The sequence below is a fragment of the Bacteroides sp. HPS0048 genome (assembly GCF_964240755.1).
Lineage (GTDB): Bacteria > Bacteroidota > Bacteroidia > Bacteroidales > Bacteroidaceae > Bacteroides > Bacteroides nordii.
Genome location: NZ_CAXSVC010000033.1, coordinates 1 through 17,648 on the forward strand (window position 1 = coordinate 1; position 17,648 = coordinate 17,648).

19 protein-coding genes are annotated in these 17,648 nt (G+C 46.8%); 17 read left to right on the forward strand and 2 right to left on the reverse strand.

Annotated elements, in window-relative coordinates; genetic code table 11:
* Nucleotides 1-271: type VI secretion system tube protein TssD (tssD, locus tag ACESQI_RS19535; RefSeq protein ID WP_373126855.1), on the reverse strand; the 271-nt coding region annotated here is incomplete at its 3' end.
* A gap of 266 nt (nucleotides 272-537) precedes the next feature.
* On the opposite strand from tssD (ACESQI_RS19535), the gene ACESQI_RS19540 reads away from it, so the two are divergent.
* The 16 genes from ACESQI_RS19540 to tssR all read left to right on the forward strand — a co-directional run bounded on the left by ACESQI_RS19540 (nucleotide 538) and on the right by tssR (nucleotide 16,461).
* Nucleotides 538-3,015 carry an ATP-dependent Clp protease ATP-binding subunit gene (locus ACESQI_RS19540; RefSeq protein WP_005942771.1) on the forward strand — a complete coding sequence of 826 codons (2,478 nt, stop codon included), beginning with the start codon at nucleotides 538-540 and terminating at the stop codon, nucleotides 3,013-3,015.
* 11 nt (nucleotides 3,016-3,026) lie between these two features.
* On the forward strand, nucleotides 3,027-3,449 hold the full coding sequence (gene tssD / locus ACESQI_RS19545) for a type VI secretion system tube protein TssD (RefSeq protein WP_008778761.1): 423 nt from the start codon (nucleotides 3,027-3,029) through the stop codon (nucleotides 3,447-3,449).
* Between the two features lie 13 nt (nucleotides 3,450-3,462).
* The gene (tssD, locus tag ACESQI_RS19550) at nucleotides 3,463-3,873 is read left to right on the forward strand and encodes a type VI secretion system tube protein TssD (protein ID WP_005942778.1); all 411 of its coding nucleotides are present in this window, start codon (nucleotides 3,463-3,465) and stop codon (nucleotides 3,871-3,873) included.
* 25 nt (nucleotides 3,874-3,898) lie between these two features.
* Entirely contained in the window at nucleotides 3,899-4,891 is a 993-nt protein-coding gene (locus tag ACESQI_RS19555) for a hypothetical protein (protein WP_005942780.1), read from the forward strand.
* Nucleotides 4,892-5,501: 610 nt separating this feature from the next.
* A complete protein-coding gene (locus tag ACESQI_RS19560) occupies nucleotides 5,502-5,795 on the forward strand; it encodes a hypothetical protein (RefSeq protein WP_008778760.1) in 294 nt (97 codons plus the stop codon).
* Nucleotides 5,796-5,809: 14 nt separating this feature from the next.
* Complete coding sequence (gene tssD, locus ACESQI_RS19565; protein ID WP_005942784.1) at nucleotides 5,810-6,208, forward strand: type VI secretion system tube protein TssD; 399 nt, start codon at nucleotides 5,810-5,812, stop codon at nucleotides 6,206-6,208.
* 2 nt (nucleotides 6,209-6,210) lie between these two features.
* Nucleotides 6,211-6,651 (forward strand): type VI secretion system tube protein TssD, encoded by a 441-nt coding sequence (tssD, locus tag ACESQI_RS19570; protein WP_008778759.1) that lies wholly within the window; start codon nucleotides 6,211-6,213, stop codon nucleotides 6,649-6,651.
* A complete protein-coding gene (locus ACESQI_RS19575) occupies nucleotides 6,642-7,106 on the forward strand; it encodes a GPW/gp25 family protein (protein WP_005942788.1) in 465 nt (154 codons plus the stop codon). The genes tssD (ACESQI_RS19570) and ACESQI_RS19575 overlap by 10 nt, the downstream gene beginning before the upstream one ends.
* A gap of 7 nt (nucleotides 7,107-7,113) precedes the next feature.
* On the forward strand, nucleotides 7,114-8,958 hold the full coding sequence (locus ACESQI_RS19580) for a type VI secretion system baseplate subunit TssF (protein ID WP_005942790.1): 1,845 nt from the start codon (nucleotides 7,114-7,116) through the stop codon (nucleotides 8,956-8,958).
* An 11-nt stretch (nucleotides 8,959-8,969) separates the two neighbouring features.
* Nucleotides 8,970-9,848 carry a TssN family type VI secretion system protein gene (locus ACESQI_RS19585; protein ID WP_005942792.1) on the forward strand — a complete coding sequence of 293 codons (879 nt, stop codon included), beginning with the start codon at nucleotides 8,970-8,972 and terminating at the stop codon, nucleotides 9,846-9,848.
* An 11-nt stretch (nucleotides 9,849-9,859) separates the two neighbouring features.
* Nucleotides 9,860-11,020 (forward strand): hypothetical protein, encoded by a 1,161-nt coding sequence (locus tag ACESQI_RS19590; RefSeq protein ID WP_008778757.1) that lies wholly within the window; start codon nucleotides 9,860-9,862, stop codon nucleotides 11,018-11,020.
* Nucleotides 11,021-11,040: 20 nt separating this feature from the next.
* Nucleotides 11,041-12,003, forward strand: coding sequence for a type VI secretion system baseplate subunit TssG (locus ACESQI_RS19595; RefSeq protein ID WP_005942796.1), 963 nt, complete (start codon nucleotides 11,041-11,043; stop codon nucleotides 12,001-12,003).
* An 18-nt stretch (nucleotides 12,004-12,021) separates the two neighbouring features.
* Nucleotides 12,022-12,525 (forward strand): type VI secretion system TssO, encoded by a 504-nt coding sequence (locus ACESQI_RS19600; protein WP_005942797.1) that lies wholly within the window; start codon nucleotides 12,022-12,024, stop codon nucleotides 12,523-12,525.
* Nucleotides 12,526-12,537: 12 nt separating this feature from the next.
* On the forward strand, nucleotides 12,538-13,053 hold the full coding sequence (locus ACESQI_RS19605; protein ID WP_005942799.1) for a type VI secretion system transmembrane protein TssO: 516 nt from the start codon (nucleotides 12,538-12,540) through the stop codon (nucleotides 13,051-13,053).
* Nucleotide 13,054: 1 nt separating this feature from the next.
* Nucleotides 13,055-13,960: a PKD domain-containing protein gene (locus ACESQI_RS19610; protein WP_005942801.1), complete on the forward strand. Its 906-nt coding sequence runs from the start codon at nucleotides 13,055-13,057 to the stop codon at nucleotides 13,958-13,960.
* Between the two features lie 8 nt (nucleotides 13,961-13,968).
* The gene (tssR, locus tag ACESQI_RS19615) at nucleotides 13,969-16,461 is read left to right on the forward strand and encodes a type VI secretion system protein TssR domain-containing protein (protein ID WP_258999126.1); all 2,493 of its coding nucleotides are present in this window, start codon (nucleotides 13,969-13,971) and stop codon (nucleotides 16,459-16,461) included.
* Here tssR and ACESQI_RS19620 read toward each other — a convergent pair whose 3' ends face one another.
* Nucleotides 16,462-16,749, reverse strand: a complete 288-nt coding sequence (locus tag ACESQI_RS19620) for a hypothetical protein (protein ID WP_329919131.1) — start codon at nucleotides 16,747-16,749, stop codon at nucleotides 16,462-16,464.
* Between ACESQI_RS19620 and tssD (ACESQI_RS19625) the strand changes: the two genes are divergently transcribed.
* Nucleotides 16,663-17,634: a type VI secretion system tube protein TssD gene (gene tssD / locus ACESQI_RS19625; protein WP_373126882.1), complete on the forward strand. Its 972-nt coding sequence runs from the start codon at nucleotides 16,663-16,665 to the stop codon at nucleotides 17,632-17,634. The two genes, ACESQI_RS19620 and tssD (ACESQI_RS19625), sit on opposite strands and share 87 nt — an antisense overlap.
* The last annotated feature ends 14 nt before the right edge of the window (nucleotides 17,635-17,648 follow it).

Here is a 17,648-nt window from a genome sequence, read left to right on the forward strand (position 1 = left end):
AAGCATTTAGGGCATCATTTAGAGGAGTAGTGGATATGAGCTTCTTCCTTTTTAGGCTAGCAAAGGTATATGCATGAAGGGAATTGACTAAACTTAATCCCCCAAGAATTACAACTGAGCCAGTCGATTCGACTTCCACATAGATTGTGCCACCATAAATGTCAGATGCCGGACGACCTTTGGGGTCCACATCACGATTGAACTTGACTCTCCAGTTCAATACATCAAACTCTCTTGAGTCCGAGAACTTAAATGACGCTTTAAATGCCATAGTCTCAAAGTTTTAAATTAAACAATAAATTGATTTTGAAATATCCGGTCAGAGGCGGTCTGTTGTTACCCTGTCTTTGTCCTTCAATTTCTGCGCCCAATATATGGCATTTTCTGAAAACTACAAAGAACTTTCGAGGATTTTTTCTTGTTTTTGTTGGAAACATGCTCACAAGCATAAAAAAACAACGGTCAAAAATAGCTGGATTATTTTTTTTGCCTTATATTTGCAATGTTCTCCTGCGCAATTTTTAAATCTTAATGATTATGGATACAGGAGTTGGTTTCATTAATCTTGATGATTCTGTAAAAATTGCGCTTAACATAGCACTTGCAGTGGCTCGTGAAAATGCGAACGAGTGTTATACTCCCTCGCATTTGTTGAAGGCTCTACTTCATAAGGATGTAGGGCTACGAGATTTTATAATAAGTATAGGTAAGGATTTAGGCTATCTGGAGGAGTGGGCGGACGTGTACATCGAGCAATGCCCGAAATCCACCCGGTTGTCCGAGATCAAGCCATCGGAGCAGATCGACTCCGTTTTCCGAGCCGCCGATGACGCACGAATCCAGTTCGGGCTGTTCGACATCAATCCCATCTGCGTGCTATTGGCACTGACAAAGCCCGGTGTCGCTTTTTCCAGTGACCAGCTCAGGTCTTTCCCCATTCTGGAAAAGGATATCCATTCCATATATATAGGAAACGGACAGCCGGTATGTTCTCCTGCCGCCACGGCGGATGCCTATGTTCCGGCCTCCGCCTCGTCCTCTTTTCTGGCAAAGTATTGCGTGGACCTTACCGCGGCTGCGGCAAACAGGCTGCATCCGGTCATCAACCGCGACCGTGAGAACCGTATGGTCATGGAGATACTGGGAAGCCGGAGCAAGTCCAATGTCCTGATAGTCGGCGATGCCGGTGTGGGAAAAACAGCACTGGTTTACGGGTTAGCCTGGGATATTGTCAACCATAAGGTGCCTTCGTTCCTGGCTGAAGCCCGTGTCTTCGAGTTAGACAACGCCTCCCTGATCGCCGGAGCCACCTATAAAGGAGAGATTGAGGACCGCCTGAAAAACATCCTGAAAGAATTGCGGAATATTGACAATGCCATCCTGTTTATTGACGAAATCCACGTACTGCTGGACAACCGGCAAGGAAATTCCGGTGCGGGAAATGTCTTGAAACCCGAACTGTCGCACGGCGACCTGACCGTCATCGGCGCCACCACCATTGACGAATACCGCAAGATCATTGAGCCGGACCATGCTTTCAGCCGCCGTTTCGAAACCGTGCAGATAAGCGAGCCGGACATAAAGTCCGCCATCCAGATGCTGCACTCCGTGCAGAAACAATATGTGGACTACCATCAGGTAAGGATCTGCGACGATGCCGTAGCCGAATGTGTACGTCTTGCCAAGCGGTACGTGAAAGACCGCCGTCTGCCGGACTCCGCCATCGGTCTGCTGGATATGACGCTTTCCGCCATCAAGATGGTCAATGAAACAGGGAAAAAGGACACGGAGGCTTTGCTGTCCAGATTGGATGAGATAGAAAAAGGAGAGAAAGAGAGCCATGAAAAGACGGAAGAGCTGAAAACGCTGCTTTTCCTGATGCACAACAAATTAAGCCCTATCCTTTTAGGTGTCATCCCTGACGAGGCGGATATCCATGAATTACAGGAGTATGAAGAACTCGCCGCTTATCTGCGAAACGCATTGAACGCCATCTTTCAATTTGCCGAAAAGAAAATAGAGGAGGTAGGCGTCTACGAGGTGGCCGCCGTTGTCGCCAGCAAGACAGGCATTCCTATCGGCAAGATACAATCACAGGAGAAAGAACGGCTACTCAATATGGAAGAGTATCTGCGGCGACGCGTCGTCGGACAGGATCAGGCTTTGAAAACGCTGACGGACGCCATCCTTGAATCCCGTAGCGGCATGAACAAACCGGGACAGCCCATCGGCTCCTTCTTCCTGTTGGGACCGACCGGTACCGGCAAGACCGAACTCGCCAAAGCACTGGCGGAAGCCCTGTTCAATGACGAGAAATCCATGATCCGCTTTGACATGTCCGAATTCAAGGAGGAACATTCCGCAGCCCTGCTTTACGGAGCACCTCCGGGATATGTGGGCTATGAGGAAGGCGGTATGTTAGTCAATAAAATACGCCAACAGCCATACGCCGTAGTCCTCTTTGACGAGATAGAGAAAGCGCATCCGTCCGTATATGACATTTTCCTGCAAATCATGGACGAGGGGAAGTTGCATGACCGTTTAGGCAAAGAGGGGGATTTCTCCAACTCCATCGTGCTGTTTACCTCCAACGTGGGCAGTGAATGGCTGACCAGGCAACTTGAATCCGGGAATGTTCCGCCCACCACCCAGATCATGGAGGTAATGGGACAGTATTTCCGTCCGGAGTTTCTGGCACGCCTGTCTGAAATCGTTCCGTTCTTCCCCATCCGTGAAGAGATACTCCTAAAAATATTCGATATACAGTTCAACGGAGTCAGAAAACTTCTGGACAAGCAGGGTATCGGCATCACCATCAGCGATGATGCCCGGAAAATGCTCGCCCACAAAGGCTTCACTCCCAAATACGGTGCCCGCCAAGTTGCCGGGGTCATCCGTAACTACCTGCGCAGACCGATTTCACGGCTTATCATCAACGAGGAGTTGGGCAAAGGAAAAAGTCTGGAGGTAGGTCTGGACGAACAGAATGAATTAACCTGGAATATTCACCAATAATCAAGTATCGTATGTTTGGATATACCGTATTCTTAAAGATAGGCAACCTGGCTGCCTCCTCACTGACCGACATGTACAAGGACAGCTACCAGCTCATCGGCTGCGAATTCGGATTTGCCCAAGGGATAGACATCAAAGGACAGGCACAGACCGAGGTAAAAGGCGGCACGTTCTATGTGACCTACCCTCATCTTCCCAACCGTGACATGATCCAGTGGATGCTGGATGCCCGTAAATACCAGAGCGGAGCCATCGTAGTTCATGACAACCAAGGCTCCACACTCGAAAAGATACTCTTTGAGCAAGCGACTTGTGTGGATATGGAAATCAGCTATATCCGGCAGGGCAAAAGCTATATTGCGACCAAACTGACCGTACAGGCACAGAAGCTGGCATTCGGTACAGAAGAATTTGAAAATCAGTGGGTGTTTTAAAAACAGCAGCGTTATGGGACTTTTTAATTTTCCGCAAGTGGACAGCAACGTGAATGTCATATTCAGCGTTGACGGCGACGAATATGCAGTGGAACAGTTCAAAATAGGTTTTCACCAGCCAGTAGATAACCTAAAGAACCAACCGGAAGGCGAAGTGCGAGGGGGACGAATCATGATAACCCTTTCGCAGACGGTGAAAAGCAACATCTACGGATGGGCTGTGAAACCGTGGGTGAAAAAGAACGGGGCAGTTCTGTTCAAGACCGGTACGTCCGGGGTGATATTTGAGGTGGCGTTTACGAATGCGTATTGTGCAAGGTTACATAGAAGTATCAGTTTTGGGCAGGGATTATCTACGACATTAACGATTTCTCCAGAAACATTAACAGTCCAAGGTGTTGATTTCGATAATAGATGGGTGTAATATGGGAAATTATAGAACAACATATATGGAATTAGATGACTTTAAGGTCTGCTGTATCCAAGGGTATCCTTATGAAGGATTTGTCATAGGGTGTGGGTATGCATATGTTGAAAACATTCCATTGGAGATGGCCATATTAGAAAATTCATCATATATATACAATCCAATAAAAGTTCAACAAATAGACACTTCTTTGTTGGCTATTATCAAGAGCCTTCATTTGACACCTGATGATATTCGTGATAAATTGGTTTCAGAAAAGGGAGATATGTACGTCTTAAATATACCGGAAGGTCCATTGACGATACCTAAAAAGGATTCTGAAATTATCATATCTACTGATGAATCCGATACTTATTTCAATATTAGAGTAGAAGTAAAGAGCAAGAATATAAATGGAAAATATGATTATGATTTTAATAACTATAATCATATTGATCGTTCATCAATAGAGTTAGTGAAACTTTTAGGAACTAAAGATACTAATATTTTACTTGACAATCTTATAGATTACTCAAAGGATATATATGGATATGTTGACATTTTTGCGGAAAGTTTGACAAAAACAGGAAAAACTAGAATTTCAAATAAAAATTTGAAACTGTATTTTGAAAAACAATCTGGATATGTCTTCTATGGTAATCAATATGTTAAGACCTATTCACTTTTTCGTATAGGGGAGAAAATAGGAAATGTAATAAAACCTATTGAATATGGATTAAATGCTCTTGAAATAGGGTACGCTTTGGTTAAAGATAAAGGATTCGGGGATAATACTCAAAATACAATTTTAAAAATTGGTGGTGGTATGGCTGGAGGGGCTGCTGGTTTATATTTAGGTACAAAAATAGGAATGTTTTTAGGAGCTACTGTTGCTGGACTATTTACTGCTGGTATTGGAATTGGTGCCGGTGCTGCTATTGGAGGTTTTATCGGAAGTACTATAGGAGGGTATTTGGGTGGTGAGTTGGGAGAAGATATTATTATCGACATTTCAAATTCTTTAATAATAAGATGAAAACATTGCTTAATCTATATTGGAATATAATGTTTTATTGTACATATACATTGTTGTTCTATCTTTTTAATAGATTGCTAAATCCAATATATTGGTTGCAAAACAAAAAAGTTAGATCACGACTTAATGAATATATTAACAATATTGTGTCATTTTTGAATAAACGAGAAGTAGATGAACGAGGTATAGACTCTGGGATTATTATATTTTCAACTTCTTATATTTGTGCCCATACACTTTGTTTTTTAAGTTTTTTATTTTGGCTTATTTATAAAACAACTAAGGTGAATGTTATTCAATTGGCATTCAATAATATGTTGGTATTAAGTATATTTTTTGTGATTATATGTATGGTTATGTATATTACAAACTATTTGTTTTTGTTTAAAAAAAGTAAGTACGAGCTTTTTTTTGTAAAGTTTAATACAGAAAAAAAACATACACTATATTATGGAATTTATTTATTCTCTTTGATAGTGCAATGTATATTGGTTTGGATTATGATTCGTTGTTAATAAAATTAAAGTTCATACAGGATAAGTAATAAGGACTCTGAATATCAATATCCTAAACTTTATTCTATATATCGTTAATATTTAAATAGATTATTATGAGACAATATAAAGTATTAGTGATTTATATCATAGCTAATGAGCAATTAGAAAAGTCATTTGAAGAAGAACTGGAGAAATACGGACTGGAACGGGTAGGAACGCAAGACATCTTCGCCCTCCCTTTGGAGGAATACCGGACGAAGGTGCAGGCTTTCAAAGCCTACCTGCGAGCCTACGTGCGCAAACATTTAGACACTCAGGACACGGTACTGTTTGTGGAATCACGCATGAACGAGGAACGGACCCTGACTGCCATGTTGCAAACCAATCTGACGAGTGAAGAAGAATAAAAAAGTATAAGGATATGAGTGTACAATCGTATATCAAGTTCTGGACAGCCGAACCCTCGGAGCATGAAGAAGTGCAGGCATACGATCTGCTGGGCTACGAGTATGACTTCCGGAAACAGACCACCTATAGCGGGCAAGTAACCGGAAAGACATACGGCGGCAAAATACGGGTGAGTATTGCCGGATTTCCAACGGAGGAACTCTTGGAATGGATGTTCAATTCAAGAATCCTGAAGGACGGAGAGGTGATGAACACTTCCGGCCTGCCCGGTACTCCCAAAGAGATCATCCGTTTCAAGGGAGCAAAATGCCTTGAGTTCAACGTACATTCAACAACCAAAGAGAGCCGTACCTCACTATTCATCCACTTCCGGGAAATGGAGACCGGCGATTCGTGTCACTTAAACTTATAATCATGAACTGGTTCACTTCATTGTTCAAAAACAAAAAATCCTCAATGCCGGATGACCGCTACGTGATGCGGCTGTCCGTCTGCCATGAGACATACAGCATTGAAGAGTTCGACCTGCAATTCAAGCGGAATACAGACCGTGACGGGTTGCCTGAAGGTGAGGCATACGGCGGATTCGTCACCTGTACCCTTACCGGTATGCCGGGTAACGAACTGTTGAGATGGGCCGCATACAGCGACTCCCGTGAGGACGGCGAAATACGAATCTACCAAAAGGACCAACCTGACCAACAGGCGACATTTGCCTTGCGCTTTGTGGAAGGGAACTGCATCCGCCTGCAACGCAAGGTTGACCGTATATCCCATTCCGGCAGCATCGTCCTTCTGTTTGCGGCAAGGACGATGAGATTTACGAACGAAGAATTTGAAAACGAATGGCACTGACAAGCATGGAAACAAAGTTTTGCAAATTGCCCCTGGATTTTGGCGCCTTGCTCAGCGAGGATGTGGAAAACAGCCGTCTCGTATCTTGTTCGGAAATCGAGTCCATCGACCAGTTTATCGAGCTGCTTATCAGCACGGCTCCCGGCGAACATGCCTTTGACAAGGAGTTCGGCTGTGAGATTTTTTTCCTCGACTTTGAGAGCATCGTTTCACACACCCGTTGGGAAGGGCAATTCTCGGAATACATCACCAAGGCGATCACCCAGCATGAGAAGCGGCTTACGGGTGTGAATGTCCGGGTCATCATTGATGACACCACCCGGCAGGACAATGTGTTCGACGCTCCCGCCGTAAAGAAACGTGTACAGGTATATGTATATGGAACCTTGGTGCATACCGGAGAAAAACGCTGTTTCTATTATGTGATTTATTTAGGACCCATTTCAACCCGATAAGAGGCGTATGAGTACAGAAAAATACAATAAAGAGCAAATCAGAAACCGTATGCTGAAATACGCCGCGGCTTTCTGGGGAATAAAAAAGGCGGAGAACTTCGACCCGGTTGTCAAGCTCCTGCTGGAAGCCTTGTCCAACGAGGTATATATGTTGGGAGAGGATTTTACCGCCATCGAGACCAGGCTGCTGGAAAAGACCGCCCGAATCCTTACTCCGGGCATACTGACCTCACCTTTTCCCGCACACGGCATCGTACACGCCTATCCCATAGAGCCATGCTATCAGATAACCAGGGAGTCAGGCATGTATTACGAGAGCGATTCCCTTACCCGAAAACTATCGACCGGAAGCGTGTCGTTTTATCCTGCCTGCGATACCCTTCTGCACAAAGCCGATGTGAAATATATGGTCTGCGACGACCTTCTCTACCGGATAGCCCCAACCTTGGAAAAGACCATGATTGCCCGTACGGAAACAAGGATGCCTCCACGTACCGTCTGGTTAGGGGTGGCGGTGGATGAATCCATTTCCGACCTTGAGGACTTTTCCTTCTATCTGGATTTCCCAAACCTCATGGAGAGCTATGAATATCTGCTCCTGCTCCCCTGTACGGAATGGTCCGTAGAGGGGAAGCCGGTTGTGATGGAACGAGGCATCCATGAAAGGACAACCATACCGGAAGAGCCGACCCGTGCCTTTTTCCAAAACTACGATGTGATGTCCGTCATAGACAGGGAAGTCATGGATATTTACAGCAAACATTTCTTGAAGGTATCGCAATCCTTTCCATTTGACAGTTCCTGGAAGAAAAACCTTCCGGACATCCTGCGCTCCTGCTTCAAAGAAGCCGTCCTTGAGAAAATGCAGGACAAGCTGGTCTGGGTGAAGATACAGTTTCCCGCCCATTTCACGCCGGAAGTCCTGGAAGAGCTGCATGCCGGCATCAATATCGTACCTGTCGAGAACAAGACACTGCATGAACAAACAACTCCCCTTGAGGACACCTTCAGGGTGGTGCCATTACGCACAGGCAACCATGAGTCCCTGCTGTCCGTACACAGCGTGAAAGACTCCGACGGGAAGACTTATCATGAACTTCTCTATCCCGAAAAGGATTCTACGGAAAGCAATGGAACCTACTCCATCCGCAAAGGCGGATGCGAACGTTTCGATTCCCGTTCCGCCAAGGAACTGCTCGGCTACCTGTCAGACCTGCTCGATGACGAGACCCATGCCTTCCATGCCGTTTCAAGCATCAAGCTACAGGCACTTACCACCCAGATGGAGCAACTGATGGCACAAATGAAGCAGACAGCCGACAGCATGAACGAGTCCAGGGAGACTCCCTATTATCTGATGATCGACCAGTTGTCCGGCAAGGGACAGATTACCGTCAAATACTGGACCACCAACTGCGAGGTGGGCAACCGGATACAGGCCGGTGTGAACCTGTCACCCAATGCCACCACTTATCTGGACTCGAAGACACTCGCGCTGGTCAGCACCACCTACGGTGGAAAACAAGCCCCCAAAAACAGGGAACAGATCGACATCTACAAATACGGTTTCATCTCGCACGGCCGAATCCTGACACAAAACGACATAGCCAGTTTCTGCAAGAAGGAACTCGGTGAGCTATTGGTGCGGACAGAAATCCGGAACGGAGTGGAGATCAGCCCGATGCCCCATGAAGGGCTGGTGCGTACCAAAGAGGTCCATCTGATTCTTGGAACGAAACTGGATGAGCCTTCGCAGGAAAAACAGATAAAAGACAACCTGCGTACCAAACTCTCGGCCTGTTCGCCGGACACATTCAACTACCGGATATTCATAGAATACAATAAAGCATAAATATCATACTTATGAACCCAGTTACCCAACATCTCATTTCATCGTACCTGCTGATGCCGCTGCTAACCGTGATTTTCGGAATCGCGGCCTATTTTATCGCACGCAAGAACAAACTGCTCAACAATAGAAAACTGATCGTATATCTGCTGTTGTGCGGCATGATTCTTGCCCTGCCCGCCCTGTGCGGGTTCATGGACTATAGCTTCATGCCCTATGTCTATATCCTGCTGGTTGTCCTGTACTGGACTGCCGGACATTATAACCGGTTCATCCTGCGCAAGGTATTCGCCTCGGGCAAGGAGATGCCATCATTCGGCATCCAATGCCTGCTGACGGTTACGGTCACGCTATTGGGAGCCGGACTGTTCTCCGTGGTCTTCAACCTCTGCAACGAACTCCAGTATGGAGTCTGGGCCTCCACCTGCCTGCTGCCTTTTGTATTCCCGCTCCTGTATACCCAAACGGTGAACAGCTATTTTGACATACCCATTGAAATCTATAAAGTCTGGAAGTATTCGGAGGAATATGACTCGGACACCCTGCGCATCAACCGCAAACGGAGCATCGTGATGGATGTGGAGATATTCCGCAAGGTGGATGATCCGGCATCGGAACGTATTACCGGCAAGGCATCCGAGGATGTCATCTTCGGACAATGGTTCCAGCGCATGATCGACGACTGCAACCTCAAATCGCCATCCTCTCCCATCGTGTACAAGAACGAGGGTGGCGCATATTACGAATGGGTATTCTATACCAAACCCTCCTTTTTCAAAAGGCGGTTCTATATAGACCCGGACCTCACGCTTGCCGACAACAGGCTGAAACAGCACGATGTAATCATTGCCAAGCGTGTGGCGAACGAACTTGTAAAGTATAATGAATTTTAAATAGAGACGTCATGATAGGAAAACAGAGCCAAAAGAAAAAATACCCGCTGGTAAACTGGGCGGACGGAATGCCTGTCAACAAAGGGCATTTCACGCAACAGGAAGACCACTTTACGGACCGGTTGTGCGAATACCAGTCATTTTATCTGAACCGCAACACCTACGGACTCCTGCCGTTCAGAAAAGGAGAATCCGTTTCCGGTGATTTCAGCATTACGGAACTTGTTACCGGCACTTTGGAAGTCCGTCTGAAACGTTGCCATGCCCTTACGGCCGGAGGCTACCTGATAGATTACGATGCCGGTGACGATGACGAGCTGACCGCCAGTTTTCATATTTCCATGGATGAAACGGAAGAAAAGGACCGACGCTGGGATGTCATACTGATGGCAGACCCTTTCGAGCATCTGCCATCGGGCATTCCGGACGAGAAAGAGATAAGCCCCCGCCAGCCCAATGCCCTGCCCAAATACGCATTGAGCGTGTTACCGACCGGACAGACAGACGGAAGCGAGTTAGGAAGACACTTCCTGCTGATCGGCCGCCTGCGTAAGAACGGGAACCGTTGCGAGGTGGACGGAAACTTCATCCCTCCATGCACGAGCATGTCCAGTCATCCGGACCTGAAAGGCTATTATACCAAATTCGGCCAGCTTGTCGATTCCATCGAGAAAGCCTCGTTTGACATCCTTGCCAAGGTGGAGAATGCGGAGAAACAAACCGACCTTGCCACCAACATCGGTATGCTGTGCCGCCATGTCATGCTGTTCATATCCGACATCTATTTCTCTTTCCGCAATGAGGGGCAGTATTACTCGCCGCTGCGCTTTTTGAACGTGTTCTCCACGTTGGCGCATCATCTGTATGTATGCCTGAGTTTTATGGACAAGGAAGAGAAAGAGGACTTGCTGAAATATTTCAACGAGTGGAACGGCATCACCCCAGGCGCTTACGAAGGTCTGCTGAGGGAAAACAGCGGTCTGCTGTACAACCACCACAATATCCGCCAGCTGATGGTTACGGCAGAACGTTTCCTATACCTGTTCAATGACCTGTGGACCACTCTCAGCCGTCTGGAGTATATCGGAAAGCACAAAGAGAACATCGTGGTCGCCGAACGTTCCAGACAACCGAAAGAGTCCAGCGAATCACGCTGGAACATCTTGGATTAATCCCTCATAAACGAACAGCCATGACAGAAGAAACAGATAAAATCGTATGTTTTGACGAACATCCCCATTCGTTCAACCTGCCGGATACGGACTTCAAGGCGGAAGTGGTTGCCAGCGGGCTGAAAGAAGCCGGATATGACGCGGAACGTACCCTCATTTCCAGAAAGGGGGATATACGGCGCGGATTCTCGAAAGACATTCATGACATCCACTCTGAATATTCCCATTACGACCTGACGGACTACCTGTATCTTTATGTGAACAGGCGGAGTCTTTATGACGCACTGCCCGAAGGCATATTCCACAAGAACCTTTACCAGTCCGAAAAGATATCGAAGGAGCAGGTGCTGGATGAAATCCGTGTCCACCGGGAGGAGGAGTTCTTCGCCCGCCGTTTCTTCAAGCCTTTTGAAATCTCCCTGGACCATATGCTGGTCACTTTCCAAAACAAGGAACGCCGCATAGACGAGATGAACGTGCATCCGGATTTCGTGAGTATCTTTTCCGGACAATGGCCCGTGCTGGAACTGCTGCCAACCCATTTGGCGGTCATGCTTGTCCATATGCTTGCCTATATGGAGCAGATTACGGCCAGTCCCTCCAAGATCGGCGAGTGCATGACCATCCTGACGGGTGTGCCCGTCCATCTCAGGAAAGGAGACAAGTGCGTAGTGGAAGCGGATACCGGCCTTATTCCCAAATTGGGAAGCTGTATCCTGGGAGACAATATGGTTCTGGGAAACAGTTTTGCCGACGGTACTTTCCGGATGCTGATGGAAATCGGCCCCCTGCCCGCCCGGCGGATGGAAAGTTTCTTCCCCGGTGCCATCGACAGCCAAATATTGAATGCGCTGGCGGAGCTGTTCCTCCCTTCGGACAAGGAGATACAGATCCGCTACATCATCCAACAGGAAGATGCCCGGTTCAGACTGGGGACCCCAGACGAACAAGGCGCCTATCTGGGCATCAGCACTTATTTATAAACACAAAAATTATTCTATATGAAACCGAAAAACAACACAGAAGTAAGGAAAGCCTATTTGAGGTTCGCAGGCTATCTGACGTGCTGCATCATCCTTGCGGTAACCATCTTTGCCTGTTTCCTGAAGACCTCCGGCATAGAAGTAAAGCGGATTACGGAACAGGCACTGGAGTATGACCACATCTATGCCAAGGAGCTGTCCCTGTCGAACAGCGTGGATTCCGTCTACCAGTACATGAAACTGATGAACACTTCCCCCCAGATCAACGACATGCTCCTGCAAAGCGTTGTCAGTACACGCAAGATGAACCTGCTCAAATATGTCCAGGGCATGGATGCCAAGGATTGCAGGCTCTACAGGCAACTTTTGGGAAACATCAACATCTTCCTCGGAGTAAAGGACTCCATCCGTCTGCTGAATATCCAGGAAGAGATGGTGAAGAAAGACCTGATGCAATGTATTCAGGATAACTGGAAGACACGGCGTAACCTGAATGTCGGTCCCAACAACAATCATAAATAAAACTGTAAATTTATGGATAACAACAGAAAGACAATGAACAAACGGGAAATCTTCATGGGGCATGCCTATGTATTCCTGTTCTTTTTCCTGACGACCGTAGCGTGTTGTCTGGCGATATTCATGTGGAATTCGGATTTTAAGATATTTGAACAGAAAGAGTTCGTGAAAATCAAAATGAACCGCATTAAGGAATTCCAACAGGAGCAGGCGGAATGCCAGCTTCCGACAGACTCCCTGTTCCGTAAGATCGAGGCGTTTGAACCGGGCGTTTATGCCCAATATGAGGAGGACGATATCCATTATCTGATAAACAACTTGCGGAACACATACGAAAGAAACAACTGGGACAAGCGTTACAAGCTGTTCATGCATATTGCCGACTTTTATGCCATGTGGCTGTCCGACAAGAAACAGCTATGGAGCATCGAACAAAACATAAGCCTGTTCAAAGCCAATCTGGAAGAGTGCGAGATCGGCTTGCGGAAAAAAGAGGAAGACCTGCGCTCTGGCACTAAAAATGGAAAATGACATGGGAAAAATCTATACCAGAAAGATTCTGTTCGTAATCGCAGCCATGCTGCTATGCGTTCTTGTCGCCATACTGATCCGGCTGTTCTTTTCCAACCGTACCATACGGATGACACTGACCCCCATAGAGGTGGAAACCGGAGAAGCCGTCCATTACGCGGACAGCACCCGCAACGCACGTTCCTGGCTTTGGGAGTTCGGCAACGGGGACATATCACACGAACGAAGCGGAGAATATGTGTTCAAGGAACCCGGACGCTACCAAGTACGCCTTCAGGTGGACGGAGGACTGGAAAGGAAACAGATCATCACAGTACACAAGAGCCGGGATGATTACGGAAGCGACGAACTTGTCAGGATGAAAGCACCTGCAACCGCCTTCCAAGGAGAAATCGTATCTTTCAAAGGATACGGTCCGTCGAAAGAATGGCGCTGGCAGTTCGGAGAGTCCGGAATTGTCGATTCGCGGGAGCAGAACCCGCTCTACGCCTATACAGAACCCGGCATATACGAGGTTCTGCTGACTACGGAGAATACCCAATATCCGGTCAGGCACACCATTGAAATCCTTCCCCAATATACGGAGAACGACTCGACGGACGTGCTTGTCATTATCGGTAATGACATCCGTGAACACTTGCAGGCCATCGTGGACGGCAAGCCGTTCAATACCCATTACAATTATATCCTGAAAAAATACCTTTGCGGAAATCCGGACATAGCGGTAACTGTCAACAACAGCAAGAAGAATGATTTCTATTCCTATTGCCAAGGACTGAAAATCATAGCACGCAGGAAAACCCTTATAGACGAGGTGTTCGTCGATATGGGAGACAACCTGAACAACGAATGTGTGATGCAGTTGATGGTAACCCAGCACGAACGCTTTTCCGAATCAAAAAAATAGAATGAGGCATGAAAAAGAACTATATATCGGCACTTGTTAAAGGAGGATGGATTTGCGGATGTATCGCCTGTATGATATCCTGCGGACCTGTACACCGTTTTACCCGGATAAAGAATGTCCCCCGTGAGTATATGCGGAACTATTCCGTGGAAGGAGTGAAGGTTCCACGCAGCCAGACACTGTTCAGGCATACCCCGTGGATCGTTTTTGCCCGTGAAGCCGGAACGACCTATCTGAGTCCGAGCGGAAAGAACGAGATGCAGGCGGTGGAATATATGGACGCGTTTTTAGTCATCAAACGAAAAGGTGACTGGCTCCGGCTGATCCGGTACGACCCCGCCATCCTGAAAAACGGGAGGCTGAAAGAGTGGAAGCAGGCCAGGTATTGCGGGTGGATCAACCAGAACGACCTGTTGCTGACCCGGAGCGGCTTTACCGATGTTGTTACAGGATTCAAGAACAAGCAGGTGGTCATGCTGACCGACACCCTGGCGTTTGCCGATCCCGATACCTATTTTTCCAACGATTCCGTAAAGCTGTTTAAAAATCCCGACCTGACGCAAGAAGCGGGCAAAATCCCATTCTACGGTATCGTGTATCCTTATCAAACAGTTGCGGACAAAGGATGTGTCCTCGTGGCGAACAAACCGCAACTTGATGCAGACAGTATCGGGCAGACCGCCATCGGATGGATGGACGGGAGGTTGCTGACCGCTCCCGAACAGCAGCTCCATATAGACATAGCCTCGCTGCCGGACAGCACGCTTGTTTTCAAAGACCGGGAACGGAAGGACACCTTACATCTGTCATCCGATGAGATGCGACAAAAACTGCAATTCGCCGATAACCAACCCACCATCCGGTACAGCCCGGTGTTGTCCTACCGGCACAATGATACGGCGTTCTGTTTCAGAACGCATGTGCCGATGCCGGTCATAGACAAACGGGAGAGCTATGTGCTGAACGTCAACGGGCATCCGATATATTACGGCACATTCAAACACAAGATTGAGGAGGACCTGCGAAAAATAAATCTCATGTTCGTCCTTGAAGGGAAAGAGAGCACCATCCAGCGGTTTCCTGCCGTGGTGAATGCCATCCAGGGATTACAGTCGCAACTGGCAAATGACGAGAGCTTTTCTTTCAAGTTCGGCGCCGTGCTTACCTTCAACGAACCGGACAACCGGGAGGACCCTATCTGCAAGCTGACTCCCGACTACATGGAATTGCTTGACTTCCTTTCCGCCAAGGCACGCAATGCCGGGCAACTGAAACCCACATACGGGCGGTTCGGCAGCTGGTCCGGCCTTCAAATCGGGGTGGAACAATTCAACAAATGTCCGGATGAGACCAATATTCTGGTTGTTATCGGAGACAAAGGATTCAACAGCGAGTGGGCGGACTCCACCTTGGTGAACAAATTGGTAAAGAACAACTGCCGTCTGCTTGGTTTCCAGTTCTATGGAGGAGAGCCGGACAACTTCAACAACTTCGTGCTGCAAATCGGGAACATGATAGACTGCTCGGCACCACGCATCAGCCGGAAGAAACGGGAGCTGATTGTATATCCCGAGCAAATCAGGAATGAAAGCGAATACGCGGAGGTGAACCATAATATCTATTGCCTGGATTTTCCCAACCGGAGCATGACGCAGGGATGGCTGGTGTTTCCGCAAAAAAACGAATCGCTGGAATTGGAAGGACTGACCGCCGCCGTGGACTCCATGCTGCTGCAAGTGAAGTTTGACAATACCCTGTTGAGCAACAGCCTGGCAAGGGCATTCGATGAAGTGGGTACACACCGATATAGGACGGACTCGACAATGACAGATTATTACCATATCCGCCAGTCGGATGTGCAACCCATACTGTCCGTACTTCCGGGTATCGAACCCGCCTGGAGCCTGCCTGCGCAACCTGTCGCATTGCCGGACTCGTTGTCCTCCACACTGAACTATTACCTACTTGCCAATGAAGAGGAGTTCAAACGGTTGAGAAAATATGTGGAAGCACCCGCCAAACTGATTGTGGACTACAAATACGAGGCGGTCAAAAAGAAAAAGTGGGCGAAAGCGGATATTTGCGACTGTCCGGACGACTATCTACAGACAGACACCGAAGAATCGACCGTGCGCATCAAGACGGACAGCTTGAACGTGCCGGAATATGCCTCAACCCGACATGTAAGAAGAAAACTGGTCAGACATTTCCTTTCAGAGCGCAACAGGGACAGGTATTGCAGGGTGGGGAGAAAGACTTTCCTGAGAATGCCCCTGTCAGAGGTATTGCAAAGGTTTACCTCCTGTCCGGCAGACTATCCTTTCTTTGAGGTTTACCGTGTCAAGGACTTGCGGAAAAAGAAAATGATTACGGATGTGGAACTGGACATGCTGATTGAATATTTCAAGGAAAAGAAAGAATTGCTGGATGAGGCTGCCGGCAAGTCGTTCCAATCCAACGGGCAGACGTACTACTGGATCAGCCGTGATTTATTACCTTAGTCATTCACCTGAAACTGTATTATCATGATTTATGAAACTATTCTGAAAATAAGAGGAAGGGAGGTGCCGATACTCTATTATAACTATCGATGCCACGTCCGGCACTATGATGACCCGAATCTGAGAAAAATCATGCAACTCCACATCCAGGTCTGCGAGGAAATCGGCAATAGGGAATGTCTGCCGGTCGAGGGAGATCTGATCACGCTCGCGTTTGAATGCAAGGGCGACGAACAGTTCTTCTATGACTGGCTGAACGAAGGAGCCATGCACAACGGGGAGATCCATTTCATCTACAACGAAGTAGAGATTGCGGACATTTTCCGGTTTTGGGACTGCTTCTGTGTGAAAATAGAGGAGTATATGAGTGCTGGAGACTCTCCGATGATGATGGTGCTGTATCTGTCACCGGGGATTATCAAAAGGAATAATCTGGAGGTTAGGGAGAAGGTGTGGAAAGAGAGCGCCCCCGCAGTCCAAAGTAGTGCAGAAAATTTTGTCAAAAACGAAATAGAAAAGAATGAAGTTTTTCAAGAGAATACTAACTTTACAGCAAATTCTTCTTTAAAAATATCAGATGCAGAACTGGCTGTTGTCAATGCCCAAGTGAAGCAGATGAAACAAATATTAGAAAAAGAGGAAGAACGGTTTAAATTTTTGTTGCAAAGTGGTAACAAAGACGAACCGAGCAATAAGCAAAAGGGTAATTATGGAGAGATGAAATCCTGCCTTAATTTGTTGACTAGTGAGAGTTTAAAGAAAGGTGTAAATGGCAGACGATATAATTTGAAGAGAATCGGTGATGATGCACCTAACAGCTTGGATTCTAAAATTAGGAAAGGCATCGATGGAATTTATGAGAATTTGACACCATTGCCTAAATTTGTTATTGATGAAACTAAGTATGAAACCTCAATGCTTAGTCAAACCCAAAAAGGTCCTCAGATGGGAATAATATGGATTAAAGATAAAATTCTTAGATTAGAAAAAAAAGGAATTATATCTATAGAATTATCAAGAAAAATTAGGCGTGCACTAGATAATGAAGAGGTGGATAGGATTGTTTCTCGTATTTTTGAAAATGGTAAAGTTGTAACTAAAAAAATTAGAGTTCAAGGAAATGAGTCTATTAAATCAAAAACTTCTGATTTCATTTCTGAGATTTGGCCATAATAACTATAATATTA

Bases quoted from the DNA above. Each gene is read 5' to 3' on its own strand.
- tssD (WP_008778761.1), top strand. From the start codon at position 3,027: ATGTTTGGATATACCGTATTCTTAAAGATAGGCAACCTGGCTGCCTCC.
- ACESQI_RS19605 (WP_005942799.1), top strand. From the start codon at position 12,538: ATGGATAACAACAGAAAGACAATGAACAAACGGGAAATCTTCATGGGG.
- ACESQI_RS19600 (WP_005942797.1), top strand. From the start codon at position 12,022: ATGAAACCGAAAAACAACACAGAAGTAAGGAAAGCCTATTTGAGGTTC.
- ACESQI_RS19590 (WP_008778757.1), top strand. From the start codon at position 9,860: ATGATAGGAAAACAGAGCCAAAAGAAAAAATACCCGCTGGTAAACTGG.
- tssD (WP_008778759.1), top strand. From the start codon at position 6,211: ATGAACTGGTTCACTTCATTGTTCAAAAACAAAAAATCCTCAATGCCG.
- ACESQI_RS19560 (WP_008778760.1), top strand. From the start codon at position 5,502: ATGAGACAATATAAAGTATTAGTGATTTATATCATAGCTAATGAGCAA.
- ACESQI_RS19585 (WP_005942792.1), top strand. From the start codon at position 8,970: ATGAACCCAGTTACCCAACATCTCATTTCATCGTACCTGCTGATGCCG.
- ACESQI_RS19555 (WP_005942780.1), top strand. From the start codon at position 3,899: ATGGAATTAGATGACTTTAAGGTCTGCTGTATCCAAGGGTATCCTTAT.
- tssD (WP_005942778.1), top strand. From the start codon at position 3,463: ATGGGACTTTTTAATTTTCCGCAAGTGGACAGCAACGTGAATGTCATA.
- ACESQI_RS19580 (WP_005942790.1), top strand. From the start codon at position 7,114: ATGAGTACAGAAAAATACAATAAAGAGCAAATCAGAAACCGTATGCTG.
- ACESQI_RS19595 (WP_005942796.1), top strand. From the start codon at position 11,041: ATGACAGAAGAAACAGATAAAATCGTATGTTTTGACGAACATCCCCAT.
- ACESQI_RS19540 (WP_005942771.1), top strand. From the start codon at position 538: ATGGATACAGGAGTTGGTTTCATTAATCTTGATGATTCTGTAAAAATT.
- ACESQI_RS19620 (WP_329919131.1), bottom strand. From the start codon at position 16,749: ATGGATCTCCCCGTTGTGCATGGCTCCTTCGTTCAGCCAGTCATAGAA.
- tssD (WP_005942784.1), top strand. From the start codon at position 5,810: ATGAGTGTACAATCGTATATCAAGTTCTGGACAGCCGAACCCTCGGAG.
- tssR (WP_258999126.1), top strand. From the start codon at position 13,969: ATGAAAAAGAACTATATATCGGCACTTGTTAAAGGAGGATGGATTTGC.
- ACESQI_RS19610 (WP_005942801.1), top strand. From the start codon at position 13,055: ATGGGAAAAATCTATACCAGAAAGATTCTGTTCGTAATCGCAGCCATG.
- ACESQI_RS19575 (WP_005942788.1), top strand. From the start codon at position 6,642: ATGGCACTGACAAGCATGGAAACAAAGTTTTGCAAATTGCCCCTGGAT.